We start from the raw sequence: 14,356 nt of genomic DNA, 5'->3' as shown, positions 1-14,356 counted from the left end.
CGGTGTAAGCCTGATGGAGGATTAAATAGTGACCAGACCTATTTATATTGGCGGGGCTAGCGGGTTCTGGGGAGATACCGCAATGTCCACACCGCAGTTACTCGGTTCGGAAAAGCTGGATTATATTGTTTATGATTATCTGGCTGAAATCACTATGTCGATTATGGCTCGGGCGCGGGCCAAAGATGCTTCACTTGGCTATGCGGTTGATTTTGTTTCTGTGGTGATGAAGCAAAACTTGAAAACTATTGCCGGTAAAGGTGTGAAGGTTCTTTCAAACGCCGGCGGCGTAAATCCCGAAGCATGTGGCGAAGCAATCAGGTCGCTGGTTGCCGAGATGGATCTCTCGCTCAAAGTTGCCGTCATAACTGGTGACGATTTGCTGGCGAGTGCTCGTGAATTATCTGAAGATGGTTATGGTGAAATGTTCTCTGATGATCCATTCCCTGATCCTGAAAAAATCGCCAGTATTAATGCGTATATTGGTGCGTTCCCTATCGCAAAAGCGCTAAGCGAAGGTGCGGATATTGTTATTACCGGGCGCTGTGTGGATAGCGCTGTAACTCTTGGTGCATGCATCCATGAATTCGGATGGAATGAAAGAGATGTTGATCTGTTGGCGGCTGGAAGTCTCGCCGGGCATATCATTGAATGTGGACCTCAGGCAACGGGTGGAAACTTCACTGATTGGGAAGATGTAGCAAATGACCTAGTTAATATTGGGTATCCTGTTGCAGAAGTATCCAGTGACGGCTCTATGGTGATTACGAAACCTGAAGATACGGGCGGCAAGGTAAGTATTGGTACTGTTGCTGAGCAGATGCTTTATGAAATTGGTGACCCACAGGCTTATGTTTTGCCAGATGTAGTGTGTGATTTTTCTGACGTAGAACTTGAAGAAATTGGTGTGGACCGGGTTGCGGTTTCTGGTGCTAGAGGCCGTGCGGCCACGGATACATATAAAGTGTGTGCCACTTATGCGGATGGTTTCCGGGGAGGGCTTCTCATGAGTTTTTACGGTATTGACGCTGCTAGAAAAGCTCAATCGTTTGTGGACGCTGCTTTTGCGCGGGCTGATAAGTTTCTTCGGCTTTCCAATGCTGGTGACTATACAGAGAAGAGTGTCGAAATTCTTGGAAGCGAAAGCCAGTATGGTGATTATGGGTTCGGTCAGGATGCCCGAGAGGTCGTGCTAAAAATCGGGGTGAAACACCCAGATATGAGAGCGGTTGGATTACTTCTTAAAGAAGCAACTGGTCTTGGCCTTGCTACACCGCCCGGTCTATCGATCTTCAGTTCAGGACGGCCTAAACCATCGCCTGTAGTGCGCTTGTTCTCATTCTTGTTGCCTAAAGATAAAATAGCTATTGAGATTGATCTGGAAGGGGAGAAAATTCCTTATGTTCCAGCATCAGCGTTTGAACAAACAGATGCACCCATTGTTGAAGCGCCAGAAGTGCCTGATCTGAGTGGTGAAACTGTGGATGTTCCACTTATCAAACTTGCATGGGGGCGAAGCGGTGATAAAGGCAATAAGGCTAATATTGGCATCATTGCCCGCCGCGCTGAATATATGCCGTATATCTGGGCCGCACTCACAGAAGCAGAAGTGAAAAGTCGGTTCTGTCATTTCCTTGAAGGTGATGTTGAGCGCTTTTATCTGCCTGGCAGTCATTCAATTAATTTCTTGCTTCATGATGTGCTTGGTGGTGGTGGTGTCGCTAGCCTCAGAAATGATCCGCAGGGTAAAGGCTATGCACAGCTTCTGCTTTCTGCAAACGTAACAATTCCAAAAACTCTAGCGGAGTCTCTTTAATGCCTGTCTTCGCCTCGAAACTGAATACAGCCTCTGAAAGCTATAAAAAGAACCGGGAAGATATGCTCGGCCTTATTGGAAAGCTTTCTGAACTGAACAGCCGTGGTGCTCTTATATCCGAGAAACGCAAACCGCGTTTTGAAAAACGGGGGCAGTTAACCCCGCGTGAGCGCCTTTCCCGTTTGCTGGATCCGGGGATGCCATTTCTGGAAATTGGTAACCTTGCTGGATATTTGCTTGATACCAAGAAAGAAGAGAAATCTATCCCGGGCTCAACAGTGATTACAGGTGTGGGGTTTGTCTCTGGTGTGCGCTGTGTGATTGTGGTGGATGACAGCGGCATTCAGGCAGGTGCCTTAACAACAGCTGGTGGTGGCCGCATTAAGCGCGCGCAGAAGGTGTCGCTTGAACAGAAACTACCATTTATTCATCTCGTGGAAAGCGCGGGTGGTGACCTTTTAAATTATACTGTTGAAGGCTTCGTATCCGGTGGTGAACTGTTTGGTAATTTGGCTGTACTTAGCGCGGCGGGTATTCCTTCGATCGCTCTTCTGCACGGTTCGTCCACAGCGGGTGGCGCTTATATGCCTGGCCTCAGCGATTACGTGATTGCGGTAAAAGGTCGTGGGCGAGCGTTTTTGGCTGGACCGCCACTTTTGAGGGCCGCAACAGGCGAGATTGCAACTGAAGAAGAACTAGGCGGCGCTGAAATGCATGCATCTGTTTCGGGGCTCGCAGAATATCTGGCAGATGACGATAACCACTGTGTGCAGATTGCCCGAGAAATTACAGATCGTCTTGGTTGGAATAATGCTTGCTCCGTTGCGCCTGAACGTAACTATGAAGAGCCGGTTTATGATCCGGATGAAATCGCAGGCCTTGTGCCGGTTGATTACCGCCAGCCCTATGATGTGCGGGAGCTTTTAGCGCGTGTGGTAGACGGTTCAGACTTCCTCGATTTCAAACCAAGATACGGTTCATCCATGGTTTGTGTGCATGCAAACATTTTTGGTCAGAAATGCGGGATTGTAGGGAATAACGGTCCGATTGACCCTGAAGGCGCGGTGAAGTGCGCGCAGTTCCTTCAGCTTTGCGACCAGTCAGATACCCCGGTAATTTTCCTTCAGAATATCACAGGTTATATCGTTGGTACTCAGTCCGAGCAGGCGGGTATGATCAAACACGGCTCCAAGATGATCCAGGCCGTACGCAATATCGAAGTGCCGCGTATCACTATGATGGTAGGCGCAAGTTTTGGTGCTGGTAACTACGGTATGTGTGGACAGGGCTATCACCCAGATTTCATCTATAGCTGGCCAAATGCTGCAACTGGTGTGATGGGTGGTGAGCAAGCCGCGAAAACCATGTCCATGGTGATGCGCGGAAAAGCCAAAGCCATGGGACAGGACGTTGATGAAGCTGTTGTAGCCGCGCAGGAAGCACATCTCACCCAGATGTTCGATGGTCAATCAGGTGCCTTCTACACATCTGGCCGCATGCTTGATGACGGTATGATTGATCCGCGCGATACCCGCAAAGTGCTTGGGTTCCTTCTGGAAACAGTGGTGGAAGCTCGCCGCCGTGAAGTACGTACCAATAACTTCGGCATTGCGAGAATGTAGGGGGGAAATCATGGCTGATCTTGGTGAGTATAAAAACATTCTCTGTGAGCAGGCTGATGGTTGGTTAACCATTTGGTTCAACAAGCCTGATAACAGAAACGCTCTTTCAACTGAGATGATCAAAGATATCTCAGATGTATTGAATACCGTTAAAGAAGACCGCGATGTGAGGGGCATTACTATGCGCGGCAAAGGCGGTATTTTCTGTGCTGGCGGGGATTTGAAATCTTTCAAAGCCAGTATGACAGGCGGTGCTTCAAAAGAAGATATTATGGCAACAAGCCGCACTGCTGCTGATTTCTTCCACCTTATAAACACCGTGCCGCAAGTGGTGATCATGGTGATCGAGGGAGCTGCAATGGCAGGTGGCCTCGGTATGGCTTGTACAGCTGATGTTGTGATTGCTGCACCAGATGCACGTTTTTCGCTTACAGAAGCGATGCTCGGCATAACGCCAGCGCAAATCTCACCGTATGTGATGCAGAAGTTTGGGTATGCGGTGGCTCGCCGCCTCATGCTGACGGCAGCGCAGTTTGATGGTGCTGAAGGTGAAAAACTTGGCCTTGTGGATTTCCTTGCAAGCGGTGAGGAAAACCTTAGCCGTACTGAATGGCAGATCAAGCGACAGGTGCTGAAATGCGCGCCGGGTGCTGTGGCGGCTACAAAACGTCTCGCCCTTTCAGCGCATAAGCTCCCTCGGGAAGAGATGGTGGAATTTGCAGCAAGTGATTTTGCCGATTGTCTTCTTGGTGATGAAGGCCGCGAGGGCATCAGTTCTTTCATTGAAAAACGCAAGCCCGAGTGGTTCGTAGATTTGGATAGAAAATAATGAGCGCGAAAAATATTACACGCATCCTTATTGCAAACCGAGGTGAAATCGCCTGCCGCGTTATGGAAACTGCTTATGCGCAGGGCATTGAAACTGTAGCTGTTTATTCCGATGCCGATGCTGGCGCGAAACATACACTGATGGCTGACCATAAAGTGCATATTGGAGCGGCCCCCGTTGGTGAAAGCTATCTCTGTGCTGATAAGATTATCAAAGCGGCGAAAAAGACAGGTGCCGATGCGATCCACCCGGGGTATGGGTTCCTTAGTGAGAACGCAGCTTTTGCGAAAGCTTGCGCGGAAAATGGCATTATCTTTATAGGCCCTTCTGCTGAAGCTATTGATGTGATGGGCAACAAGGCTGCCGCCAAGCGTCTGATGCTTGAAGCAGATGTACCTTGCATACCCGGCTATCAGGACGCAGATCAAAGCGATGATGCGCTGGTTAGCGCAGCGAAAGAAATCGGCTATCCGCTAATGGTAAAAGCTGCCGCGGGCGGTGGTGGTCGTGGTATGCGTCTGGTTACTGAGGAAGCAGGCCTTGCAGATGCAATCAAGCTTGCGCGCTCAGAAGCAGAGAATGCTTTTGGTTCAGGTGAGTTGATCCTAGAGAAAGCAATCGTTGAACCGCGTCACGTAGAAATTCAGGTGTTTGCCGATAAAGCTGGGAATACCATTCACCTCGGTGAGCGAGACTGTTCTGTTCAGCGCCGTCACCAGAAAGTGCTTGAAGAAGCGCCTTGCCCGGTGACGACACCGGAACTGCGTGAACGTATGGGTGCAGCCGCTGTAGCAGCTGCAAAATCAATTGGCTATGAAGGTGCGGGCACCGTTGAATTCCTTCTGGATAGCTCTGGCGAGTTCTACTTTCTGGAAATGAATACAAGGCTGCAAGTAGAACACCCTGTAACTGAATTGGTGACAGGGCTTGATCTTGTAGCTATGCAGATCGCTGTTGCGCAAGGTGAAGACCTTCAGGTTTCCCAGGAAGATATCATTCTTGAAGGGCACGCGATTGAAGCACGGCTTTATGCTGAAGATCCGGCGAATGATTTTCTGCCCGCCTGCGGACCAGTACATCACTGGTATGAAGCAGAAGGTGAAGGTGTAAGGGTTGATAGCGGTATCCTTTCTGGTCAGGAAATTTCCCCACATTATGATCCAATGGTTGCGAAGGTTATTGCTTATGGTGAAACCCGGGATGTTGCACGTAAGCGGCTTGTAAAAGCACTTGGAGATACGGCTCTCTTTGGCAGTAAAACCAATAAAGCCTTCCTGATTGATTGCCTTGAGCGTGAAAGCTTTGCTTCTGGTAAAGCCACCACAGCTTTCATTGCAGAAGAATATGGTGATGTGGGTGTGGAAGAAACCACGCCAAGTTTTGTGGATGCGGCAAGTGTTGCGGTTATCAGTTTTGAGCTGGCGACTGAAAAATCTTTGAATGCTTCTGCGGGCGTATCGTCACACCTGCGGAATTGGTTCAGTGCTTCGGTACTGCCTGTTCCTGTTACCTATGAATTTGGTGAAACTGCGTACGCGCTTTCTGTAAAGCCTATTTCGGATGATAGCTATGTAGTGACAGCAGGCGAAGAGAGCTGTGAAGTTACACTTGGATCGCTAGAAGAAAATGAAGCTATTCTCGTTGTTGATGGTAGCACGCGAACTGTTCGATTCCATGAAGAGCAGGAAGGTGTGCTCCATGCTTCTTGTGGTGCAATGTCTGCCATCTTCAAAGACCGTATACGTATTTCTGCAAGTGATGATGAAGCGGGTGGTAGTGGCACGGTCACTGCGCCTATGCACGGTGCACTTCTTGAAGTGCTTGTGACGGCTGGAGACCCGGTGAAAACGGGCGATACACTCGCGGTTCTTGAAGCTATGAAAATGCAGCATCAAATCCTCGCGGAAGTGGACGGCACCGTGAAAGAAGTAGCTGCAGAAGCTGGTGCGCAAGTAGCGGCGGGTGATCTGCTTGTAGAAATTGAAGCAGAGGGAGAATAGGGCCAATGACATCACTCACCGCTGATCTTCGCACTGAAGGTGCAGAACTTTATAACCTGATGAAAAAGCAGCCAGAAAGTTTCTGGCAGGTGAAAACCCAGTTTAAGGACTGGACCGTTTGGGATGTGATTGCCCACCTGCATTTTTCTGACTATATGGCGATGACGACTGCGAAAAGCGAAGCAGCGTTCGCCGAGCTTGCAGGGAAAGTGATGGTCTATTTCCAGAATGGTAAAGGCTTGCAGGGATATGCCCGTGATTGGCTTGGAGACATCTCTGGTCCTGACCTTTTGGAGAAATGGCGCGTCGACTTTCTTGAAATGTGTGATTTGTTTGACGGCACAGAACCTGACGCACGTCTTAAGTGGTTTGGCCCAGATATGGGTGTACGCATGTTCGCGACAGCGAGGCAGATGGAAACCTGGGCTCACGGTCAGGAAATTTACGATATGCTGGCGCTTGACCGGACCGATACGGACCGTATCAAAAATATCGTTGTGATTGGCGTGAAAACCTTCGGGTTCTGCTTCAAAACCCACGGGAAGCCCGTGCCTGAAGAAGTGCCGTTTGTGAGCCTTACTGCGCCGTCTGGCGCGGAATGGGCTTTTGGTGAGCCAAATAGCGCGGGCTCTATAATGGGGAGTGCTGCTGAATTTGCGCAGGTGGTTACCCAAACCAGAAATATTGCAGATACAGGTTTGAAAGTAGAAGGCGATGTAGCAAACGCCTGGATGGCGATTGCCCAGTGTTTCGCGGGTGGTGCTGAACAACCGCCAAAACCGGGCACGCGCTTCAAGCATGCCACACCAGTTGTGTAAGGGGGCAACCATGAAGAAAACACCGTTTGATACAGAAGAGCGCTGCGCCTACCGCGACAGCATGGCCAAGTTTGTGCAGAAGGAAATTGAGCCTTTCGTTGATCAGTGGGATGAAGATGGTGACTTCCCATGGGAACTGCACCAGAAAGCTGGTGAACTTGGTATGTTCGCGGCTGGCATTGATGAGAAATACGGCGGACTTGGCCTTGATTATGATGATGCATTTATGCGCGCGTGGTCTGCGATTGAAATGGGGAAATCTTCAGCGGGCGGTGTGATGGCCAGCCTTGGTTCCCGCAATATTATGACAGGCCCAATCCAGAAGTTAGCATCAGACGATATCAAAGATAAATGCCTGGCGGATATTGTCTCTGGCCGTAAGGGCGGTGCGCTTGGTATCACGGAACCGGGCGGAGGTTCTGATGTAGCTAACCTTCAAACCAAAGCTGTGAAAGACGGCAATCACTATGTAATCAATGGTTCAAAGACCTTTATCACAGGCGGCATGAAAGCTGATTATTTTGTGATTGGTGCACGTACAGGTGATGCGGGACTTGCTGGTATCTCGCTTTTCTTCGTTGAAGCAGATGCAGAAGGTTTCTCCCGCCAGTCAGTAGGCGGTAAGATGGGGTGGTGGGCATCGGATACTGCCACTCTATTCTTAGATAATGTTCGTGTACCTGCGGAGAATATGTTGGGGCAGGAAAACATGGGTTTCCTCTCCATCATGAATAATTTCAATTATGAGCGCCTGATGATGGTAGGCCAGATGATTGGTATGGCTGAACGCTGTCTTGATGAAAGTATCAAATATGCGCAGGACCGTGAGACATTCGGTAAGCCAATGATTAAACATCAGGTTATCCGCCACAAGATCGCGGATATGTCTGCGAAGATTGATAGCATGGCCGCATGGCTTAACCAGATTTGCTGGATGATTAACGAAGGCGATATGCCTGTTGAACAGATTACCAAGGCTAAATTCTCGGCCTCCAAAATGCTGGAATATTGCGCAAGCGAAGCCATGCAGATTTTCGGCGGTGCCGGGTATCTGCGCGGTAATCCGGTTGAACGCATTTACCGTGATGTGAAGGTAATGGCCATTGGTGGTGGCTCGGAAGAAATTATGCGTGATCTGGCTGTACGCCAGATGGGCCTATAGGGGGATATGATGAGCAGTCCGACAACACAGGAATTGGAAGAGTTTAGAAAAGAAGCTTCTGCATGGCTAAAGGAAAACCGCCCTGCTGAGCCTGATTTCATGTTGCCGCTTACCTTTATGGAAGTGGGTACCGAAGAGCAGTTTGATTTCCTCCGTAATTGGCAGCGAAAATGCTATGAAGCAGGCTTCATTGGTGCCGGTTGGCCAAAGGAATATGGCGGCGGCGGTATGCACCAGAAATTCCAGGAAGTTGCGACCAAAGAAATGGAGCGCCAGCGGGTGCCGATTATGCTCAACGCTATTGGTCTTAATTGGACTGGCCCGCTTCTCCTTGATATGGGAACCCATGAGGACCGGGCTAAATATTTGAAAGGTATTTTGACCGCAGAAGATATCTGGTGTCAGGGTTTCTCTGAACCGGACCATGGTTCTGATCTTGGAAATGCGCAAACCAAAGCGGTACGTGACGGAGATGATTATATCATCAATGGTTCGAAGATTTGGACCACGCAAGGCAACTTTGCCAAATATATGATCCTGCTTGCCCGTACCAATCCAGATGCGCCAAGCAAATATAAAGGGCTTAGTTTCTTCCTTGCCCCAATGCATGTAGACGGTATTGAAACTACCCCTATCCGTAAGCTTACTGGCGAATACGGCTTTACCCAAACATTCTTCACGGATGCTCGTATTCCAGCAGATTGCATGATGGGTGAAGAAGGTCAGGGCTGGGCTGTGGCTATGCGCACGCTAGAATATGAACGTGGTGCTCGTGGCGGACAGGGAGGCGGGTATACGATCAGTATGCCGGATGTATCTAAGATTTTTGATCTTGCGAAAACAGCGATGCGTAACGGCAAACCTGCTATTGAAGACCCGGTTATTCGTGATCAACTTACCCAGTTTATGATTGAAGCACGCAGCATTGCATTATCTGCCAAACGCCAGAGCCTCACGCCGCTTATTCAGGAAAAGCCGCATAGTTTGCCGCTTTCTTCTAAAGTGGCTTGGACAGAATTTATCCGCCGTTTGAATGAATTTGCTATCTCGCTACAGGGTACTAAGGCTGCTTATTATGTGGGTGAAGAAGATGCTGTTGAAGGTGGTATCTGGCAGCGTGGCTACCTGAATGCTTTCTCGGCAACTATTGGCGGTGGCACGAGCCAAATTCAGCGCAACATTATTGGCGAGCATGTGCTCGGCCTTCCAAAAAGTTAAGGCGAGGGGGACAGTATTATGGATATGGTTGGAACCATTGGCCTTACAGAGGAACAGGCTGACCTTTTGGAGGTCGCAACAAACTTTTGCCGGGATAAATCCCCTATCGAGAAAGTGCGTGAACTGCTTGAAGACGATCTGGGCTATGACCCGGATGTGTGGAAAGAAGTAGCGGAACTTGGCTGGCTTGCCATCGCTCTGCCGGAAGAATATGGCGGTGTGGGCCTCAGCCTTGCTGAAGTGGTACCTGTTGTTGAGCAGATGGGCCGTAATTTGATGGCAACGCCGTTTGTTTCCACCAGTATTGCCGCGCAGGCGATCATCGCGGGCGGTACTGAGGCTCAGAAAAAAAACTATCTGCCAAAAATTGCTGAAGGCATGGCGGCAACTGTCGCGCTTTCAGAAGATAATGGCGATTGGGACCTTTCAAATATCACTGCCACGGCTAATCTGGAAGGGAGTGGCTATATGCTATCAGGCACAAAGACATTTGTGTGTGATGCTCATTCTGCTGAAATTTTCATTGTCTCAGCTGCTTTAGATGGCGGCTCAGCAAAACTGTTTATTGTTGAAAAAGATATGCTGCCAGAAGGTTCTATTCGCCGAGAGACTGTGATTGATGAAACCCGACGCTCATTCAAACTATGTTTGGACGGTGTTGGTGTGCATGAAATTCAGATGATGGATGTGAATCAAGTTGATGCAGCTCTTGCTCATATTCATATGGTGCAGGCTTTGCTTCTTTCTGCGGAAATGTGCGGTGGTGCCTTCAGTACCATAGAATATACACTTGATTATCTCCGCACCCGTAAGCAGTTTGATAAAATCATCGGGTCTTATCAGGCGCTGAAGCACCCGATTGTAGATGCGCATATTTCTTATGAACATGCGCGGTCTCATCTCTATAGTGCGGCACATAATTTTGATAAACAGGGCGAGCAGGAAATCGCAGTGCGTATGGCTAAATCAAAAGCGGGGGAAGCTTTCTCTTATGCGGCTGATCGGTCCATTCAATTCCATGGCGGTTTTGGTTTTACGTATGAATGTGATGCTCAGCTTTACCGTCGTCGTTCGCTCTGGTGTGAGCATATGGCAGGGGATGGCGCGTATCACCGTGAAAAACTTGCGGCATTAATGTTTTAATTTCTTGTTTTGAGTAAAGTTCTGAGTTGAAGACAGCGCCCCTTGTGGCGCTGTTTTTTCTTTTCCTATGCTATTTGTTCTGGCTATGCTTACCACCGAATGGTGGGAGGAGATTTTATGAAACAGCAGTGCATTTTAGCGATGGACCAAGGCACCACAAGCAGCCGAGCCATGGTCTTTACTAAAGAAGCAGAAATCGTTGCTGTTGCACAGGAAGAGTTTCCGCAGATTTATCCAGCCGACGGTTGGGTTGAACATGATCCGGAAGCTATTTGGGAAACAAGCCTCAAAACTGCGCAAACGGCTTTCCGCGAAGCAGAAGGCAAAGGCTATGAGGTAATCGCCATTGGCATTACCAACCAGCGGGAAACCACCACCGTATGGAACAGAGATACAGGTAAAGCACTTTATAACGCGATTGTCTGGCAGGACCGCAGAACCTCGGCAACTTGCCGATCTTTGATGGTGGCTGGCCATAGTGAAACGGTTCAGCAGAAAACAGGGCTGTTGCTTGATCCTTATTTCTCCGCCACCAAAGTTGCCTGGATCTTGGATCATGTGGAAGGCGCACGAGCGCAAGCTGAAAAAGGTGACCTTGCATTTGGCACTATTGATAGCTTCCTGATTTCACGATTGACGGATGGTCGTGTGCACGCGACAGATGCTACAAACGCCAGTCGTACCAGTCTCTTTAATATTGAAACTCAAGCCTGGGATGAAGAATTGCTTTCGCTTTTCGGTGTGCCTTCTTCTGTATTGCCGGTGGTGAAAGATTCTGCTGATAATTATGGTGAGACAGCCCCAAATATTTTCGGCCGTCCGGTACCAATATTAGGTGTGGCCGGTGATCAGCAAGCTGCAACTATCGGGCAGTGTTGTTTCAAGGCTGGCGATATTAAAAGTACATACGGCACTGGCTGTTTTGTAATGCTCAATACTGGCACGACACGCATTCATTCAGAAAATAAACTCCTGTCCACCGTGGCCTACCGGTTGAACGGTGAAACCACTTATGCGCTTGAAGGTTCCATCTTTATCGCAGGCGCTGCTGTTCAGTGGCTCAGGGATGAAGTGAAGCTTATCAGTTCCGCAAAAGAAACTGAGGTACTTGTGAAAGAAGCTGATCCTGATAGTGGTGTAATTCTTGTGCCCGCTTTCACGGGATTAGGGGCACCTTACTGGAATCCAGAAGCGCGTGGCGCCATGTTTGGTCTTACGCGTGCAAGCGGTAAAGCGGAAATCGTTAAGGCTACTCTTGAAGCTGTATGCTTCCAGACAGCAGATTTATTGGAAGCGATGGCTGATGATGGTGTGAAACCAGAAGTGCTTAAGGTTGATGGCGGCATGGTGGCCAACGATTGGATGGTGCAGAATTTGTCTACGCTTCTAAATGTGTCAGTGGATCGTCCTGTGGTGATGGAAACAACCGCTTTGGGTGCTGCCTATCTTGCAGGCTTACAGGCCGGGCTCTACCACTCGGTTGAGGATATCAGCGCGAATTGGCAGTGCGAACGTGGTTTCGTGCCTGAAGAAACTGAAAATGCAGTTCAGGAAAAGCGCATGCGCTGGCGCAAGGCGGTAGTTGCAACGGAGGCATTTTCAGTTTAGCTGGACGAATCAGGCAGTAAAAATACCACTCATGTCAGTAAAGCCCTTTATCTCAATTGCGTTTCCGGATGGATCAGTGAAAAACATAGTGTTTTGTTCGCCTGCTTCCCCTTCGAAACGAGTTGTTGGCTTAAGGATAAAATCAACACAAGCTTCATCAAGTTTACGAGCTAATGTGTGCCACTCTGAAGAAGGAAGGATGGCACCGAAATGAGGCATAGGAACGTTGATACCTTCTACGATACCTGTTGGCTGTGTAGCTAATGGTTCTCCTATGTGCAGCGATAATTGGTGGCCAAAGAAGTCTATATCAACCCATGTTTCTGTAGATCGGCCTTTTGTGCACCCAAGAAGATCACAGTAGAATTTAACCGCATCTTCAAGGGATCTCACATGGCAGGCGTAATGGAAAAATGCAGGCATCTCTTTTCTTTCTCTTGAAGCTGTTTACTCTGTCTTTTTATGAAAGCTCGAACATATGCTTGCAACAAACCATTTCTTGAAGTAGTTCAGCAATTAAAGAATATTCTTGTGGGGTAATTTCGAAATTTTACGTTAATCCTTATTCCGGGTTGGCAATTTACGTTGAAATCCTGCAAACTATCGATACGGGTAACGTTTGAACGTTTAGGAGGGGCATAATGAGCATTGTAAGCTTTAGCCACATTGTTAAATTTTTCACTGGTGATCAGATGCCGTCTGCGGAAGAAAGCCAAAAGCTATTCGAAGAAGCACTTCTTCTTACTCTATCCCGCGCGACAAGCGCTGATTCTAATATCAATCCTGTTGAAGTGGATACAGTGCAGAAGATTTTCGCTGAATTTGCTGGCAAGGATGTGGAAGAAAGTGAAGTGCGCATTGCTGCAATCTCTGACCTTTATGATGAAGCAACCCTTGAAGGTTATCTTTCCAACGTAAGCCGTAAGATTAATGATGGTCAGCGCCTACAGATTGCTAAGTCTCTCGCAAAACTGATTAAAGCAGATGATAATGTAAGCCCGTTTGAAGTGGCTTTCTATAACAGCGTTGTTGATGCGCTGCGCGTAACACCTGCTCAGCTTATGGGCCTTGTGGAAGACCCAATCAAAGTTTAATCGGTATAAGGATACTGATTTTCAAAAAGGCTACCTCATCAGAGGTGGCCTTTTTTTTGCTTTTAACGCCCTTTTAGCGCTTAACTTTTCTATTATTCAAAACCATTAGGTGTTCACGCCCAGAAATTACTTAAAGTTTTATCTAAATCTTTACGAGTGATCCAAGCATCGGCATTATCCCGGCATTTCGGACGGTTGGGGACGTTCATGACATTAATTTGGGTGACACTGTCATGGATTTAAAAACACTTACACATATGTTTCCTTCGCATAAATTAGTTATGGGGGAACAATTCGCGCAGGAAAATATCAGCGCACTTAAAGTGCGGGCCATTCTGGATTGGTCTGATACTATTTTCGTAAACTGCGATTTTTCTGAAGCTCGGTTCCATCTCTTGATGGTCTCTGGTGCTATCTTCTTTAATTGCGATTTCTCTGGGGCCAGTTTCAGGGCCTGTGATCTTGATGCTTGCGAATTCATATCCTGCACGCTTGCAGGAACGGATATGAAAGCGTCAGCTGTGTCTGATACCAGTTTTACAGATTGCATCATCGGTGGCTTTATGGGGCCTGATGATTTCCATTGTTGCAGCTTTATTCATCCGCGTTATTCGCGAGCGGCGAAAATCGATGGGCCTATGCCTTATGTAAGGGTCACAACAATGGGTCATCCACTCTTTATATATAAGACAGCTGCAAGCTGGCATGTGCATAGCCATAACGGCGTTACCAATATTCCATTGGAGGCATCGCCTGAATTAGGTGCCGATATCTTAAAAGCACTCTCTTATGCAGAGGCCTGTATAGGGCATGGTGAGCACATGGCAGTAAAGGAGCCGTCTTAATCATACTGAAGACAATAGCAGCGCCGGAACATACGTTTCGGCGTTTTTTCATTATAGCGATTCACTTTGGCGGTATTTGATTCTTCAAAGTCGGTTTTCATGGTTTTAGGTGATTCATTTTACAGGTAATATTCTGTAAGCCGCGGTATCTCTAGGGTTCAGGTGTTAGCGTCTTTGCTAGTCATCTCAGAGGAAGGTCTG

The 14,356-nt window shown here is 48.2% G+C and carries 12 protein-coding genes; 11 read left to right on the top strand and 1 reads right to left on the bottom strand.

The window, feature by feature from the left end:
• The first annotated feature begins 28 nt into the window (after window positions 1–28).
• From KFE96_RS00755 to glpK, 9 genes are all read left to right on the top strand, one after another.
• Window positions 29–1,816 carry an acyclic terpene utilization AtuA family protein gene (locus KFE96_RS00755; protein ID WP_255834104.1) on the top strand — a complete coding sequence of 596 codons (1,788 nt, stop codon included), beginning with the start codon at window positions 29–31 and terminating at the stop codon, window positions 1,814–1,816.
• Window positions 1,816–3,438 (top strand): acyl-CoA carboxylase subunit beta, encoded by a 1,623-nt coding sequence (locus tag KFE96_RS00750; RefSeq protein ID WP_255834103.1) that lies wholly within the window; start codon window positions 1,816–1,818, stop codon window positions 3,436–3,438. Before KFE96_RS00755 ends, KFE96_RS00750 begins: the two co-directional genes overlap by 1 nt.
• Before the next feature lie 10 nt (window positions 3,439–3,448).
• Window positions 3,449–4,267: an enoyl-CoA hydratase/isomerase family protein gene (locus tag KFE96_RS00745; protein ID WP_255834102.1), complete on the top strand. Its 819-nt coding sequence runs from the start codon at window positions 3,449–3,451 to the stop codon at window positions 4,265–4,267.
• Complete coding sequence (locus KFE96_RS00740) at window positions 4,267–6,267, top strand: acetyl-CoA carboxylase biotin carboxylase subunit (RefSeq protein ID WP_255834101.1); 2,001 nt, start codon at window positions 4,267–4,269, stop codon at window positions 6,265–6,267. Before KFE96_RS00745 ends, KFE96_RS00740 begins: the two co-directional genes overlap by 1 nt.
• 5 nt (window positions 6,268–6,272) lie before the next feature.
• A complete protein-coding gene (locus KFE96_RS00735; RefSeq protein WP_255834100.1) occupies window positions 6,273–7,085 on the top strand; it encodes a TIGR03084 family metal-binding protein in 813 nt (270 codons plus the stop codon).
• 10 nt (window positions 7,086–7,095) lie between these two features.
• Window positions 7,096–8,247 (top strand): acyl-CoA dehydrogenase family protein, encoded by a 1,152-nt coding sequence (locus KFE96_RS00730; RefSeq protein WP_255834099.1) that lies wholly within the window; start codon window positions 7,096–7,098, stop codon window positions 8,245–8,247.
• 6 nt (window positions 8,248–8,253) lie between these two features.
• Window positions 8,254–9,465 (top strand): acyl-CoA dehydrogenase family protein, encoded by a 1,212-nt coding sequence (locus KFE96_RS00725; protein ID WP_370650528.1) that lies wholly within the window; start codon window positions 8,254–8,256, stop codon window positions 9,463–9,465.
• Between the two features lie 18 nt (window positions 9,466–9,483).
• Complete coding sequence (locus KFE96_RS00720; RefSeq protein ID WP_255834097.1) at window positions 9,484–10,608, top strand: acyl-CoA dehydrogenase family protein; 1,125 nt, start codon at window positions 9,484–9,486, stop codon at window positions 10,606–10,608.
• A 117-nt stretch (window positions 10,609–10,725) separates the two neighbouring features.
• Entirely contained in the window at window positions 10,726–12,216 is a 1,491-nt protein-coding gene (gene glpK / locus KFE96_RS00715; protein ID WP_255834096.1) for a glycerol kinase GlpK, read from the top strand.
• Window positions 12,217–12,225: 9 nt separating this feature from the next.
• Here the strand turns inward: glpK and KFE96_RS00710 are convergent, their stop codons facing one another.
• Window positions 12,226–12,639, bottom strand: coding sequence for a VOC family protein (locus KFE96_RS00710; RefSeq protein WP_255834095.1), 414 nt, complete (start codon window positions 12,637–12,639; stop codon window positions 12,226–12,228).
• 218 nt (window positions 12,640–12,857) lie between these two features.
• Here KFE96_RS00710 and KFE96_RS00705 point away from each other — a divergent pair, with 218 nt between their 5' ends.
• Entirely contained in the window at window positions 12,858–13,310 is a 453-nt protein-coding gene (locus KFE96_RS00705; protein WP_247020108.1) for a TerB family tellurite resistance protein, read from the top strand.
• 233 nt (window positions 13,311–13,543) lie between these two features.
• Entirely contained in the window at window positions 13,544–14,155 is a 612-nt protein-coding gene (locus KFE96_RS00700) for a pentapeptide repeat-containing protein (RefSeq protein WP_255834094.1), read from the top strand.
• Window positions 14,156–14,356: the final 201 nt, after the last annotated feature.

This window comes from Kordiimonas sp. SCSIO 12603 (assembly GCF_024398035.1).
Lineage (GTDB): Bacteria > Pseudomonadota > Alphaproteobacteria > Sphingomonadales > Kordiimonadaceae > Kordiimonas.
Note: the sequence above shows the minus strand (reverse complement) of the source record. Positions and strands in the feature narration are given on the sequence as shown.

Coding starts and splice junctions, on each gene's coding strand:
- KFE96_RS00725 (WP_370650528.1), top strand. CDS start 8,254: ATGATGAGCAGTCCGACAACACAGGAATTGGAAGAGTTTAGAAAAGAA.
- KFE96_RS00710 (WP_255834095.1), bottom strand. CDS start 12,639: ATGCCTGCATTTTTCCATTACGCCTGCCATGTGAGATCCCTTGAAGAT.
- KFE96_RS00720 (WP_255834097.1), top strand. CDS start 9,484: ATGGATATGGTTGGAACCATTGGCCTTACAGAGGAACAGGCTGACCTT.
- KFE96_RS00735 (WP_255834100.1), top strand. CDS start 6,273: ATGACATCACTCACCGCTGATCTTCGCACTGAAGGTGCAGAACTTTAT.
- KFE96_RS00740 (WP_255834101.1), top strand. CDS start 4,267: ATGAGCGCGAAAAATATTACACGCATCCTTATTGCAAACCGAGGTGAA.
- KFE96_RS00745 (WP_255834102.1), top strand. CDS start 3,449: ATGGCTGATCTTGGTGAGTATAAAAACATTCTCTGTGAGCAGGCTGAT.
- KFE96_RS00750 (WP_255834103.1), top strand. CDS start 1,816: ATGCCTGTCTTCGCCTCGAAACTGAATACAGCCTCTGAAAGCTATAAA.
- KFE96_RS00700 (WP_255834094.1), top strand. CDS start 13,544: ATGGATTTAAAAACACTTACACATATGTTTCCTTCGCATAAATTAGTT.
- KFE96_RS00730 (WP_255834099.1), top strand. CDS start 7,096: ATGAAGAAAACACCGTTTGATACAGAAGAGCGCTGCGCCTACCGCGAC.
- glpK (WP_255834096.1), top strand. CDS start 10,726: ATGAAACAGCAGTGCATTTTAGCGATGGACCAAGGCACCACAAGCAGC.
- KFE96_RS00705 (WP_247020108.1), top strand. CDS start 12,858: ATGAGCATTGTAAGCTTTAGCCACATTGTTAAATTTTTCACTGGTGAT.